Source organism: Bradyrhizobium prioriisuperbiae, from assembly GCF_032397745.1.
Taxonomy (GTDB): domain Bacteria; phylum Pseudomonadota; class Alphaproteobacteria; order Rhizobiales; family Xanthobacteraceae; genus Bradyrhizobium_A; species Bradyrhizobium_A prioriisuperbiae.
Genome location: NZ_CP135921.1, coordinates 5,704,265 through 5,717,601, shown reverse-complemented (window position 1 = coordinate 5,717,601; position 13,337 = coordinate 5,704,265). Strand labels below are relative to the sequence as shown.

General features: G+C 63.7%; 10 protein-coding genes. 5 read left to right on the top strand and 5 right to left on the bottom strand.

The window, feature by feature from the left end; translation table 11 throughout:
• The first annotated feature begins 93 nt into the window (after positions 1-93).
• From thrS to ilvA, 3 genes are all read left to right on the top strand, one after another.
• A complete protein-coding gene (gene thrS / locus RS897_RS27035; RefSeq protein WP_315831779.1) occupies positions 94-2,139 on the top strand; it encodes a threonine--tRNA ligase in 2,046 nt (681 codons plus the stop codon).
• Between the two features lie 122 nt (positions 2,140-2,261).
• Complete coding sequence (locus RS897_RS27030) at positions 2,262-2,825, top strand: nitroreductase family protein (RefSeq protein ID WP_315831778.1); 564 nt, start codon at positions 2,262-2,264, stop codon at positions 2,823-2,825.
• A 57-nt stretch (positions 2,826-2,882) separates the two neighbouring features.
• Positions 2,883-4,400 (top strand): threonine ammonia-lyase, biosynthetic, encoded by a 1,518-nt coding sequence (gene ilvA, locus RS897_RS27025; protein WP_315831777.1) that lies wholly within the window; start codon positions 2,883-2,885, stop codon positions 4,398-4,400.
• 36 nt (positions 4,401-4,436) lie between these two features.
• Here ilvA and RS897_RS27020 read toward each other — a convergent pair whose 3' ends face one another.
• Both RS897_RS27020 and RS897_RS27015 read right to left on the bottom strand, forming a co-directional pair.
• Positions 4,437-6,914 carry a putative bifunctional diguanylate cyclase/phosphodiesterase gene (locus RS897_RS27020; RefSeq protein WP_315831776.1) on the bottom strand — a complete coding sequence of 826 codons (2,478 nt, stop codon included), beginning with the start codon at positions 6,912-6,914 and terminating at the stop codon, positions 4,437-4,439.
• A gap of 330 nt (positions 6,915-7,244) precedes the next feature.
• Positions 7,245-8,318, bottom strand: coding sequence for a hypothetical protein (locus tag RS897_RS27015; RefSeq protein WP_407654308.1), 1,074 nt, complete (start codon positions 8,316-8,318; stop codon positions 7,245-7,247).
• A 235-nt stretch (positions 8,319-8,553) separates the two neighbouring features.
• On the opposite strand from RS897_RS27015, the gene RS897_RS27010 reads away from it, so the two are divergent.
• Positions 8,554-9,579, top strand: a complete 1,026-nt coding sequence (locus RS897_RS27010) for a patatin-like phospholipase family protein (protein ID WP_315838756.1) — start codon at positions 8,554-8,556, stop codon at positions 9,577-9,579.
• On the opposite strand, the gene RS897_RS27005 is transcribed toward RS897_RS27010, so the two are convergent.
• Positions 9,571-10,500 (bottom strand): LysR family transcriptional regulator, encoded by a 930-nt coding sequence (locus RS897_RS27005; RefSeq protein ID WP_315831775.1) that lies wholly within the window; start codon positions 10,498-10,500, stop codon positions 9,571-9,573. The two genes, RS897_RS27010 and RS897_RS27005, sit on opposite strands and share 9 nt — an antisense overlap.
• A gap of 116 nt (positions 10,501-10,616) precedes the next feature.
• On the opposite strand from RS897_RS27005, the gene RS897_RS27000 reads away from it, so the two are divergent.
• Entirely contained in the window at positions 10,617-11,834 is a 1,218-nt protein-coding gene (locus RS897_RS27000; RefSeq protein ID WP_315831774.1) for an MFS transporter, read from the top strand.
• Between the two features lie 26 nt (positions 11,835-11,860).
• Here the strand turns inward: RS897_RS27000 and RS897_RS26995 are convergent, their stop codons facing one another.
• Together RS897_RS26995 and RS897_RS26990 are read right to left on the bottom strand one after the other, a co-directional pair.
• On the bottom strand, positions 11,861-12,292 hold the full coding sequence (locus tag RS897_RS26995) for a CBS domain-containing protein (RefSeq protein ID WP_315831773.1): 432 nt from the start codon (positions 12,290-12,292) through the stop codon (positions 11,861-11,863).
• Between the two features lie 203 nt (positions 12,293-12,495).
• A complete protein-coding gene (locus RS897_RS26990) occupies positions 12,496-13,281 on the bottom strand; it encodes a rhomboid family intramembrane serine protease (RefSeq protein ID WP_315831772.1) in 786 nt (261 codons plus the stop codon).
• Positions 13,282-13,337: the final 56 nt, after the last annotated feature.

Sequence of the window (13,337 nt, the reverse complement as noted above, 5' to 3'; positions counted from 1 at the left end):
CCGCCCGTGGCGATTGCCCCCGCCCCCGCCCTGGGTTATTTCCGGGCCCGCTTACCTGCGTTCGTTCGCAGGAGTGAGCTACAGGAGAAAACAATGAACGACGACCTCAAGAACGATCCTCAAAAATTCAAATTCGGCCTCGCCAACCTTCGCCCCGCCGACCAGCCGTTGTCGCTGACTTTCCCGGACGGCGCCAAGCGCGAGTTTCCCAGAAACATCACCGGCCTCGACATCGCCAAGGGCATTTCGCCTTCGCTCGCCAAACGCACCGTGGCGATGGCGCTCGATGGCGTCGTCGCCGATCTGGCCGACCCGATCGAGCATGACGCAAAGATTGAATTCATCAACCGCGACGACCCGCGCGCGCTGGAGCTGATCCGGCACGATGCCGCGCACGTGCTCGCCGAAGCGGTGCAGGCGCTGTGGCCGGGCACCCAGGTGACCATCGGCCCGATCATCGAAAACGGCTTCTATTACGATTTCTTCCGCAACGAGCCGTTCACGCCGGAGGATTTCGCCGCCATCGAAAAGAAGATGCGCGAGATCATTGCGCGCGATGCTCCGTTCACCAAGGAGGTCTGGACCCGCGACCAGACCAAGCAGGTGTTCAGGGACAAGGGCGAGCTTTTCAAGGTCGAACTGGTCGACGCCATTCCGGAAGACCAGTCGATCAAGATCTACAAGCAGGGCGACTGGTTCGACCTCTGCCGCGGTCCGCACATGACCTCGACCGGCAAGGTCGGCACGGCCTTCAAACTGATGAAGGTGGCCGGCGCCTACTGGCGCGGCGATGCCAAGAACCCGATGCTGACCCGCATCTATGGTACGGCGTTCGCCAAGCAGGAGCAGCTCGACGCCTACCTGAAGCAGATCGAGGAAGCCGAGAAGCGCGACCACCGCAAGCTCGGCCGCGAGCTCGACCTGTTTCATTTCCAGGAAGAAGGCCCCGGCGTGGTGTTCTGGCACGCCAAGGGCTGGACGCTGTTCCAGGCGATCGTCGCCTATATGCGCCGCCGTCTGGCCGGCGACTATGACGAGGTCAACGCGCCGCAGATGCTCGACAAGTCGCTGTGGGAGACTTCCGGGCACTGGGACTGGTACCGCGAGAACATGTTCGCGGCGCAGTCCGCCGGCGACGAGGCCGAGGACAAGCGCTGGTTCGCGATCAAGCCGATGAACTGTCCCGGACACGTGCAGATCTTCAAGCACGGGCTGAAGAGCTACCGCGACCTGCCGCTGCGCCTCGCCGAGTTCGGCGTGGTGCATCGCTACGAGCCGTCAGGCGCCATGCACGGGCTGATGCGCGTGCGCGGCTTCACCCAGGACGACGCGCATGTGTTCTGCACCGAGCAGCAGCTTGCCGACGAGTGCCTCAAGATCAACGACCTGATCCTGTCGACCTATTCGGATTTCGGCTTCGAGGGCGAACTCACCGTCAAGCTCTCGACCCGCCCCGAAAAGCGGGTCGGCTCCGATGAGGCGTGGGATCATGCCGAGCGCGTGATGGCGACCGTGCTGCGCGAGATCGAAAGCCGGTCCGGCAACCGGATCAAGACCGCGATCAATCCGGGCGAAGGCGCGTTCTACGGGCCGAAGTTCGAATATGTGCTGCGCGACGCCATCGGCCGCGACTGGCAGTGCGGCACCACGCAAGTGGACTTCAACCTGCCGGAACGGTTCGGCGCGTTCTACATCGACGCCGACGGCTCGAAGAAGACGCCGGTGATGGTGCATCGCGCGATCTGCGGCTCGATGGAGCGCTTCACCGGCATTCTGATCGAGCACTTCGCCGGCCACTTCCCGCTGTGGCTTGCGCCGACCCAGGCGATGGTGACCACCATCACCTCGGAGGGCGACGAGTATGCCAGGCAGGTGCTGACGGCCGCACGCCGTGCCGGCCTGCGCGTCGACATCGACCTGCGCAACGAGAAGATCAACTACAAGGTGCGCGAACACTCGCTGGCGAAGGTTCCCGCGTTGCTCGTGGTCGGCAAGAAGGAAGCGGAGACCCGTTCGGTTTCGATCCGCCGCCTCGGCAGCGAGGGCCAGACCGTGATGCCGCTCGACGAAGCGCTGGCTGCACTGGTCGCGGAAGCGACACCGCCGGACGTCAAGCGGGCCCGGGCGGGCGACGACTGAAGCGGAGACAGATGCAGGGCCGCGGTTTAGAGCATTACCAAACCGCGGCCCTTGCCCCGCACCCGGTGCGATCCGATATCCGATGATCGCTTGAACGCATTCGACACAACTCCGGTGCCCAAATGCCCGACGCCCTAGAGCTCCTGAAAACCCGCCGTTCCGCCAAGCCGCGCGAGATGAACGGCCCCGGCCCCTCACCCTCCGAACTCGAGACCATTCTCACCATCGGCGCCCGGGTGCCGGATCACGGCAAGATCGCGCCCTGGCGCTTCATCGTGTTCGAGGGCGACGCCAGGCGGCGGGCCGGCGACGTGATCGCAAAAGTATTCGCCGCGAAAAACCCCGGCGCCACCATCGAGCAGATCGAATCCGAGAAGAACCGGCTGGCGGAAGCGCCGCTGGTGATCGCGGTGGTTTCCTCCATCAAGCCGCATCCGAAGGTGCCGCCCTGGGAGCAGGAGCTGTCGGCCGGTGCCAGCGCCATGAACATCGTTACCGCCGCCAACGCGCTCGGCTATGTCGCCAACTGGCTGACCGGCTGGTTCGCGTTCGACCGCGAGGTGCTGAGTGCATTCGGATTGCAGGCCGACGAAAAGCTGGCTGGTTTCGTCCATATCGGCAGCATCGACAAGCCGGTCGAGGACCGGCCGCGGCCGAACCTCAGCGATCTCGTCACCCGGTTCTGATTGACGCGCTGATCCGGTTCTGGTCAGCAGGGACGTTGCTTATCCAGGGCTTTGCTCATGCAGGACTTGATCAAGAGGATATTGTCCGCCCGCGTCTATGATGTCGCGATCGAAAGTCCTCTCGACCCGATGCCGAGACTGACCGGGCGTCTCGGCTCGCCGGTGTTTCTCAAACGCGAAGACCTGCAGCCGGTCTTCTCCTTCAAGCTGCGCGGCGCCTACAACAAACTTGCCTCGCTCCCGGCAGACGCATTGGCGCGGGGCGTGATCTGCGCATCCGCCGGCAACCATGCCCAGGGGCTCGCCCTCGCCGCGCAACGCCTTCAGGTTGAGGCAACGATCGTGATGCCGCGCACGACGCCCGCGATCAAGGTTGAGGCGGTGAAGCGTCGCGGCGGGCAAGTGATCCTGTCCGGTGATACATTCGACGAAGCCTACGCCCAGGCCCGGCAGATCGAGTTGCAGCAGGGACTGACATTCGTCCACCCGTTCGACGATCTCGACGTCATTGCCGGACAGGGCACCATCGGCCTCGAGATTCTGCGCCAGCATCCCGATCCGATCGACGCCGTGTTCATCCCGATCGGTGGCGGCGGCCTTGCCGCAGGCGTCGCAACCATCATCAAATTCCTGCGGCCGGACATCAAGGTGATCGGCGTCGAACCGCACGACGCCGCGGGCATGGCGGCCTCCTTGCAAGCCGATGAGCGCGTGACACTCAGTCAGGTTGGCCTGTTTGCCGATGGCGTTGCGGTGCGCCAGGTCGGCGAGCAGACCTTCCGCCTGTGCCGTGAGTTTCTCGATGAAGTAGTGACGGTGGACACCGATGCGATCTGCGCCGCGGTCAAGGACATCTTCGATGACACCCGTGCCATCGCCGAGCCTTCGGGGGCGCTCGCGCTTGCCGGCCTGAAAGCCTTCGGTCCCGCCTCCTCGACCAGCGGCAGCCGGATCGCCATCAACAGCGGCGCCAATCTCAACTTCGACCGGCTGCGCCATATTGCCGAGCGCGCCGAAATCGGCGAACGCCGCGAGGCGTTGCTCGCGGTCACCATCCCTGAACACCCCGGCAGTTATCGGGCATTTATTCAGGCCCTGGGGCCACGTCCCGTCACCGAGTTCAACTACCGCTTGTCGGGCAGCGGGCCGGCCCATGTGTTTCTCGGCCTCGGCCTCAGTGAGGGCGAGCGGGAGAAACGAGAGATCGTCGATATCCTGCGCCGTCAGGGCTATGGCGTCGAAGACATGACCGACAACGAAATGGCCAAGCTCCATGTCCGCTACATGGTCGGCGGACGCGTGGTCGGGATCGAAAACGAACTGCTGTTGCGCTTCGCGTTTCCCGAGCGCCCGGGTGCCCTGCTCAAATTCCTCGACGGCCTGACGCCCGACTGGAATATCTCGTTGTTTCACTATCGCAATCACGGCGACGATCATGGGCGCGTGCTCGCCGGCATTCAGGTGCCGGCAGACGATCGGCCACGCTTTCACAACCGTCTCGATGAACTGGGCTACCCGTACTGGGATGAGACCGACAATCCAGCCTATCGGCTGTTTCTCGACGGCGCGGGATAACGCCGCCGATCGTGCCCGCTGGCGGCTATTTGAACCTCACGCCGCCTGAGCCGCATTGCTGCCGAAGCGCGCCAGCAGGCCCGCCACCGACTCCGCCGGCCGTGCCGGACTGAACAGAAAGCCCTGCACCTCGGTGCAGCCTTCCGCGCGCAGCCGCTCCAGTTGCTCCCGCGTCTCGACCCCCTCCGCCGTGGTGGCGATGCTGAGGCTTTGCGCCAGCCCCGAAATCGCTCGCACGATGGCAATGCAGTCGGCACGATCCGGCAGATCACGGATGAACGAGCGGTCGATCTTGATCTTGTCGAACGGAAAACTGCGCAGGTAACTCAGACTGGAATAGCCGGTGCCGAAATCGTCCATCGAGATCCGCACGCCCAGTCCGCGCATTTGATGCAGTGTCTGCAGATTGGCGTCAGTCTCCGCCAGCAGCACGGATTCGGTGATCTCGAGTTCGAGTCGTTCCGCGGACAGTTGCGAATGCGCCAGCGCCGCCATCACCGCCGGCACGAGATTGCGGCTCTTGAACTGCACCGGCGACAGATTGACCGCAACCTTGATGTCGGACGGCCATGTCGCGGCATCCACGCAGGCGGTACGCAGCACCCATTCGCCGATCGGCACGATCAGGCCGATGTCTTCCGCCACCGGAATGAACTCGGCCGGCGACACCATGCCGCGCACCGGATGGTGCCAGCGCAACAGCGCTTCGAACGAGGTGATGCGGTCGGCGGCGAGATTGACCAGCGGCTGGTAGTGCAGTTCGAGCTCGCCATTGTTCAGCGCCTGCCGCAGATCGGCCTCCAGCGCGCGGCGCAGTTGTGCCTGCCGATCCATCTCCATCTCGAAGAAGTGGTGAGCACCGCCACCGCCGGCTTTAGCCCGGTACAACGCCATGTCGGCATTGCGCAGCAGCACCTCCGAGGTGTCGCCGTCGAGCGGCGCGATAGCGATCCCGACGCTGGCGCCGATGGTCAGTTCGCGACCGTCGACGTCATAGGGCGCGCTGAGTGACGCGATCAGCCGGGCGGCCCGATCGCCGACCTCGGTCGGCCCGGAAATCGGATCCAGGATCACCGCGAATTCGTCGCCGCCCAGGCGGGCGGCGAGATCGCTCGGGCCGAGATCGGCACCGAGGCGCTGCGCGACCTGCTGCAGCAACCGGTCGCCGACCGGATGGCCGAACGAATCGTTGATCGCCTTGAACATGTCGAGGTCAATGCACAACACCGCTGCCCGGCGCTCGGTGCGGCCGCACTGCTCCACCGTCTGTTGCAGCCGTTGCTGGAACGTCACGCGGTTCGGCAGATCGGTCAGCGCATCGTGATGCGCCATGTAGGAAATTTTCGCCTCAGCCTTGCGCCGTTCGGTGACGTCGATGATCGACACCAGGAAGGCGCTGCGCTCGCCAAAGCCGACCCGGCGACCATAAGTCAGGACCTCGATCTCGCTGCTGTCGGCCCGGATATGCCGCCAGCTGCGCCGCGATTGATAGCTGTCCTGCAACACTTGCAACGACTTGAAGTGAACGTCGCGTTCGTCGTGCGGCCAGATATCCCCGATCTTCATCCGCAGGAACTGCTCGCGGCTGTAGCCATAGTGCGCCACCGCGGCGTCGTTGACGTTGAGAAACTCGAAACTCGTGTCGTCGAACACCCACATCGGCATCGGATTGTTGTCGAACAGCAACCGAAACGATTGTTCGCGCCGTTTCAGGTCAGTAACGTCGGTCAATGTCGCCGACAACAGATCGCCGATCGCGGCAACGCTGACCTTGATATGGGTGCCGCGTGACGACGCGATCTCGAACTGATCCGTTACACCGCTGTCGATCACGGCACTCAGGCGTCGCAGAACATCCGCCGTCGCCAGATCGTGCTGCCCTTCGCTGAGGCGGTGCCAGCGCAGTGTCTCCACCGGCTGCTGCAGCAACTGGGAGGCGCCCTGATTGAGATCCACGATCTGGAAGTCGACCGTGGTGTGGCTGGCATTGCGGCAGGCGGCGAGCGCCAGGAATCCGCCGTCGGTAGCGCTGAAGATGGTGTCGACCAGGCTATAACCGCTGCCGCGCTCCTGAACGTAGACCGAAATCAGCAGCGGTCCCCACCGACAGGCCATCGGCATGGCGTAGATGTCGAAGGACCGGACGATGCCATTGGTGACATTGTAGGCCGAGGTCGCATAGGGGCGGCCGCTCGCCAGCGCATTGACGGCCGCTTCCGATAGCACGCCCTCGTACTGCGGCGCGAGATCGCTGACGCGGGTGTCCCAGGCATCCTGTCCGAGCCAATGCCGCAACGCGCGTCCGGTCCGCATGATGGTCAGCGTCTCGCCGCTTCCCTGCAGCAGCGCCATGTGATCGGCGAGCCGGCCCATGCTGCCGAGCACGACTTCCTCGTAGGCCGGCAGTTGTTGTCCCGGGCGCAGCGCGGCAAACCATTTTCGTCGCAGGGTCGAAACGTCGTTCAACGTATCGGTGAGGACTTCTTCCTCGATCGTCTTCCTGACAGCACCCACGACAGCCCCCAACTCAGCACGCAGCGAATTTCGGGGTTAATTCAACCTTGCCGTATTGATGAGTGGTAAATAGCGCCGGCTTAATGCTGATTATGATACTTATAAGACAGCCAATGGTTAGAAAATCATTGGCGAAAACACCGCGAGGTTGAGCGGTCTCAAATACTCGTGTCGTGGTTCAGAAATTCGCTCCATCATCGCCGCGAGTCCGTCGAGCGAATTTCTGAACCATAAACGACACGACAATCATGGGCTTGCTAGTGTCCTTGTCGAATCCGAAGTTCGCTCCCGAGCGCGCTGCTAAGCATAGCGAACTTCGGATTCGGGACACTAGCGCGCAACCACTTCCACTTCGCCGTCGACGCCGTTCACGACATTGAAGGCGCGCTCGAACACCTTGCCCTCGTTCTTGGCGATGGCGCGATACTCGCCTTCGGCGAGAATGACGCGTGGAAACGCACCGATCGATTCCTTGATCACGTCGCCCGCGGGGGTGATCACCGACCATGCCGTGTTGGCCAGCGCTTCGCCGCCCTTGTCGCCGACCAGCTTCAGCGTCACCACCGCGGCGCGGTGGGTGACGATCACGTCGGTGAGCTTGCTGGCCTGAACGCGAATGTCGGAACGCACGATCGAATTGGCGTCGCCATATTTCGAGATGATGTAATAGGTGCCCTCAGGCACCAGCAGCACATCGCCTGCGGGAATGTTCTGCGAGATCGGCGCGCGATCGCCGACTTCGAACTGGCTGCCCTTGAAAATGTCGAAGGCGATCTGGTTCGGCGGAATCTTGCTGGAACCGACCCGGCCATCGATCCGCAACCCGCCGGCCGGAAGATCGAACGATTCGCGGGTGGTTTCCTGGCGCAACGTCACGGGACGCACCGCGCTGACGAGGCCGAGACCGACATGCACGACATAGCTGCCGGGCGGCAGCACGATGTTCGGTGTCGGGGTGCGCTCCTCGCGGATCAATTTGAACGCGCCGGCAGCATCCGGCTTGTCGGCGTAGATCCGCCAAACGAGACCGCTGTTGACCACCGGCAGATCCTTGCCATACCGCGCGGTTAGCGCCAGTACGGCCTGCCCGGGGGTCGCGACGGCCGCGGTGGCGGGTGGTGCGGCCAGGGGCGCCGCGGATACCGGCGGCTGGGTGATCGGGGCAGGCAACGGGGCCGGCGCAGCCGCCGCTCCGGAAGGGGGCGCCAGGTTCATGGCCGGTCCCGACGGCGCTTCAGGCACCGATCCCGGCGGAACCGGCGGCGGGCGGTCGGTAAACAGCTGGGCCGAGGCAACCTGCGGACACGCCAGAGCCAAAACCACCAGCAGCGCACGCAGTCCGGCACGGGACCATTGCACGCGAAAACGGGACTGGTCACGGCACGGGGTGCGGGTGGGCATCATTGCAGGGTTTTTGACCGAAAACGCGGCGAATTCAAGCCTGTGACCGTTCAATTCAGGGCGCATTCACACCACGCAGGAGCAAGTCCGCCGGGGAGGCATGTCGTCCGGTCATGTTTGTCATCCCCGCCGGTTAAGGCTAACGGCACAATTCAATCCTATATGCGTTTGTACAGGTACGCTTTGTGCTTGTTTGTGCGGGACGGCTGATTCTTGCCGTCCTCTGGAGAATATGACGGTGCTCGAGGGCTTGATCGGACGAAATCGGGACAAGGCCGGTCTCGGACCGACGCGACGACCGACAATCGGACTGGCGCTCGGTGGCGGCGCGGCCCGCGGGTTCGCCCATATCGGCATCATGCGGACGTTGATCGCCAACGGCATTCTTCCCGACATCGTGGTCGGCACCTCGATCGGCGCCGTGGTCGGCGGATGTTATGCAGCCGGCCAACTCGACACGCTGGAGGAGTGGGCGCGAAGCCTGCAGCCGAAAAACATCTTCAGTTATCTCGACATCCGCCTGAACGGATCCGGCCTGATCGGCGGCAACAAGCTTGCCGCGCAACTCGAAGCGTCGCTCGGCAAGACCCGCATCGACGATCTGCCGCTGCGGTTTGCCGCCATCGCCACCGAAATTCAGACCGGGCACGAAATCTGGCTCACCCATGGCCGCGTCGTCGACGCCATGCGCGCCTCCTATGCTCTCCCCGGGATCTTCTCGCCGGTCGCGATCGGCGACCGCTGGCTGATCGACGGCGCGCTGGTCAACCCGGTGCCGGTCTCGGCCGCCCGCGCGCTCGGCGCCGAGATCGTCATCGCGGCCAACGTCAGCACCGACGTGTTCGGCCACGGCACCATCATCTCGACTTATGGCGCCGTCGAAGGAACAGCGGATGAGACGGTCGAGCTGCCGGCACCCAAGCGCGGCATCGGAAAATTCTTTTCAGCCGAGCGCACCGTCAAACGTGAATTCTTCGGCAGCGGCGACCGCCCCGGAATTTCCACGGTGATGGTCGAGGCCTTCAATATCATGCAGGACCGCATCACCCGCGCCCGCCTCGCCGGCGATCCGCCGGACGTGCTGATCTCGCCGCGGGTCGGCAAGATCGGATGGTTTGATTTCCACCGCGCCGAGGAAACCATTGCGCATGGCGCACGCGCCGCCGAGCGCAACCTCGAATCGATCCAGGAAGCGATCTCGATCCTGTCCCCGACCTCGAGCAACACGCCGGGCATGGGGCAAAATCAGAACATGTCACCGTGATCGATTGTCGAATTCGGTCGCACTGATACGCTTGAGCGCCTCGGTGAAGGCGCGCGCCGCCGGTCCCAGCGGCTCGTCGACGCGACGGGCGAGATAGGTTTCCATGGCGACTTCGCTGTTGCGTCCCAACGCAGTGGTCGCCAGCCGAACCAGCCGTCCCTCAGCGATATCCCGCTGGACCTGCCACAGCGGAAGGCGTCCCCAGCCGAGACCCGCAAGGATCAGCGCGTGCTTGGTGTCCTGGCCGGTGACCCGACAGGTCTGCGGCGAGATGACACCGAAATCCCTGCCCTCGCTAAGACGAGAAGGATCGGACAGAACGACTTGAATGTGATCGGCGAGATCCGACACATCGAGGACTTCACCTTCAGCGTGGCGTGCCAGTGGATGCTGTGCGCTGACGACGGCAATCAACGGCACGGATGAAAGTGCCTCGAGCACAATCCGCGGATCGCGGAAGCCGTCGCCGGCGGCAATCCCGAGCATATAACGCCGTTCCATCAAGCCGCTGATCGGACCGCCGAGAGGCTCGACCGACACCCGGATCGCGACCGACGGATAAAGTGTGCGCATGGCGTTCAGGGCCGCGCCGACCGACGCGATCGGAACGAGCGTATCCACGATCAGCGACAACTCCAGTTCCACCCCCTCACCGAGCCCCTTGGCGCGCGCACGCATGGCGTCGACGCGCATAAGAATATCCCTGGCATTGGCGAGCAGTGCCTGTCCTGCGGGCGTCAGGGTCGGGCGATGACCGGAGCGGTCGAAGATCAAAACTCCGAGCTCGGTCTCGAGATTGGCGATCGCATGGCTGACCGCCGACTGCACCCGCGAGAGCCGGCCGGCCCCAGCCCGGAAGCTGCCGCTTTCGGCGACAGTCACGAAAACCCGCATCTGGTCGAGTGTGAGCGCGTCCAACATGATCAACTCAATCGATCAAATTCATCGTCATTATATCACTCCCATAGAACAGGAAGAAATGCTCAATCTGACGTCTCTCTGGCGCGAGTTTCCGAGTCGTAAGGCAGTCGAACTCCATGAGCCCCACCGACGCATCCCCATCGGCCACCTTCGCAAGTGACACGGGCTGGAACGGCATCCTTGTCGTTGTCGCCGCCGGCGTCGTCGCCTCGCTCCAGATCGGCAAGGTCGCGATCGCAGCCCCTCTGATTCAGCACGATCTGCAGCTCAGCCTGACGGCGGTGGGTTGGCTCAGCGCCGTGATCGCCCTGCTCGGCGCGCTCGGCGGCGTCGCCGCCGGCGGCATCGTGGCCGCTATCGGCGACCGACGTGTTCTGACCGCCGGCCTTGTGGCGGCGGCGCTCGGTGCCGCCGGCGGCGCGATGGCGAATGGCTATTCGATGCTACTCGCGTCGCGCATCGCCGAGGGCTTCGGCTTTCTTCTCGTGACCATTGCTGGTCCCGCCGTCCTGCAACGCATCGCACCTGTCGAACGCAGGAACATCGCGATCGCACTCTGGAGCTGCTTCATGCCCACGGGCATGGCGCTAGCGATGCTCACGGCGCCGCTCTTTGCCGACTGGCGCATGGTCTGGTGGTGTTCGGCCGGACTCGCTGTCCTCGCCATCGCCATGGTCTTGACCGTCGTGCCCGCGACGCGTGCTCGCGCCCAGCCGTCATGGCGACGGCTGGGCCAAGACGTGACTGCCACCTGCCGCGGCAATGGACCATTGGTTCTCGCGGCCACGTTCGCACTCTACAGTCTGATGTTCTTTGCGCTGTTCAGCTTCCTGCCCGTGCTTCTGATGGACCGCATGGGTGTTTCGCTGCGCACCGCCGGCCTGCTGAGTGCGGTCGCGACCAGCGCCAACATCGTCGGCAACATCGCGGCTGGCCTGCTGCTGTCTCGCGGGGCACCACGGGCGATGCTGGCAGGGAGTGCCAGTCTCATCATGACCCTTGCCGGCCTTGGAATCTTTGTGCCCGTTTTCGCCAACACACCGACCTTTCTTCTATGCGTCCTGTTCTCGGCCATCGGCGGTCTGCTGCCTGCCACACTTCTGGCCACTGCACCCGTCGTTGCTCCAGCAGACCGGCTGACGCCGGTCGTGCTAGGTTTGGTGATGCAGGGAAGCAATCTCGGCCAGGTGATCGGACCGATTGCGATCGGCAGAACCATCGACGCCTTTGGCTGGCCCGCTGCGGCAGCCATTGTTGGTATTGCCGGTTTCGTCGGAACGCTGCTGTCGCTTCGGCTACGCCGCGTCAACGCCTCGCGAGCGACCGGAGCGTAATGCCCCGGTGCCGAGATGGCTTTAGATCAAGCCGTCTTGATATACTCGTGCAGGGCTTCCTGCTCGCGCTCGAATTCCTGGACGCGTGATTTCACGACGTCGCCGATCGAGATCAGGCCGACGACAATGTCGTTTTCAACGACCGGCAGATGCCGGAACTTGCCCGTCGTCATGACTTCCATGATGGTGGATACGGTGTCGGCCTCCCTGCAGGTCACGACCTTGCGGGTCATGACCGCGCTCACCGGCTCATCCAGCACACTGGCACCACGCTCACCGAGAACACGGACGATGTCGCGTTCGGACAGGATCCCTTCCATATGCTGCTGGTCTTTCATCACCAGCACGGCGCCGATCCGTCGCTCGGCCAGGAGTTTGATGGCCGTCGACAGCTTGGCATTCGGCTCGACGCCCAGAATCTCGTGCCCTTTGGAATTGAGGATCGCCCTTACCGTCATTGTCGCCTCCTGAGAAAAGACAACCGCTTTGCAAACGCCGCGGCCTTGTATTCTTCAGTCGTCAAAAACAGCACAGTGTCGATTTGGTTCAAAGATGATGGATGAATTTGCGCGGACTCGCAAGGCGCGGGACAGCGCACCGAACGGATGGGAGCCATTCGGCAGAAAACTGCTGGGATCGATGATAATGCCGTCGTGCGGCGTTACTCGCCGTCGACAACGTCCGCAGGCGACGGATCGCTCTCGGCGCCGCTTTGCCGGGCAACCGGATCGAACAGCGAAAACAGCACGAGACCTGCGACAAATCCGCCGATGTGGGCCTGCCAGGCGATGCTCTGCGCCGCAGCGCCGACCGCGATCGATCCGACGCCGAACACGATGTTGATGCCGAACCAGACCGCCAGAAACGCGAGCACACGCGGGTTGCGCAGGGACTGAAACAGCGACAGTGCCGGGACCTGCGCCGCGCTCTCGGCATCGCTGCGCCGCCCGAAAGCCAGAAAGCTGCCATGGCCGAAGGCAAAGCGGATCGACCCTGCCATGGCGCCCGACACCGCCGCCGATGCTCCGATCATGGGCGCCACCTCATGCTGATGCGTCATAAGATGCGCAACCGCACCAGCGATGGCAGTGACCGCCATGAAGAGATAGAAGCGCATCGTCCCGAACCTGCGCGCCAAAGCGCTTCCGAACGGCAGCATCCACAAGGCATTGAAGCCGATATGGCTGAGATCCGCGTGCAACAGCGAATAGGTCAGGAAAGTCCAGATCGCGGCGCCGGCGCCGCCGGGAAACCGGGGATCGGACCATGGCAGATCGTAGCGTGCCGGGACGAAGCCGAACGCCCAGATCATCCATTCGCCGAGTTCGATCGGCAGCAGAACCCGCACCAGATGGACCGCGCCCAGCAGCACGAGCAGCGCCGTCATGGCGCCGGGGATGGTCAAAATCGGTTCGCGTGGAGACGTCAAAGGTCGCGGGCCCAACATGTCGATGCGGGGCGCCGAGTCGGGCAGCCGCCAAGCGCTTCAGATAGGCGGCTTTG

What these genes read in the sequence shown, in the direction of transcription:
- RS897_RS26990 (WP_315831772.1), bottom strand. Translation starts at nt 13,281, where the DNA reads ATGTTGGGCCCGCGACCTTTGACGTCTCCACGCGAACCGATTTTGACC.
- thrS (WP_315831779.1), top strand. Translation starts at nt 94, where the DNA reads ATGAACGACGACCTCAAGAACGATCCTCAAAAATTCAAATTCGGCCTC.
- RS897_RS27015 (WP_407654308.1), bottom strand. Translation starts at nt 8,318, where the DNA reads ATGATGCCCACCCGCACCCCGTGCCGTGACCAGTCCCGTTTTCGCGTG.
- RS897_RS27030 (WP_315831778.1), top strand. Translation starts at nt 2,262, where the DNA reads ATGCCCGACGCCCTAGAGCTCCTGAAAACCCGCCGTTCCGCCAAGCCG.
- RS897_RS27000 (WP_315831774.1), top strand. Translation starts at nt 10,617, where the DNA reads ATGAGCCCCACCGACGCATCCCCATCGGCCACCTTCGCAAGTGACACG.
- ilvA (WP_315831777.1), top strand. Translation starts at nt 2,883, where the DNA reads ATGCAGGACTTGATCAAGAGGATATTGTCCGCCCGCGTCTATGATGTC.
- RS897_RS26995 (WP_315831773.1), bottom strand. Translation starts at nt 12,292, where the DNA reads ATGACGGTAAGGGCGATCCTCAATTCCAAAGGGCACGAGATTCTGGGC.
- RS897_RS27005 (WP_315831775.1), bottom strand. Translation starts at nt 10,500, where the DNA reads ATGTTGGACGCGCTCACACTCGACCAGATGCGGGTTTTCGTGACTGTC.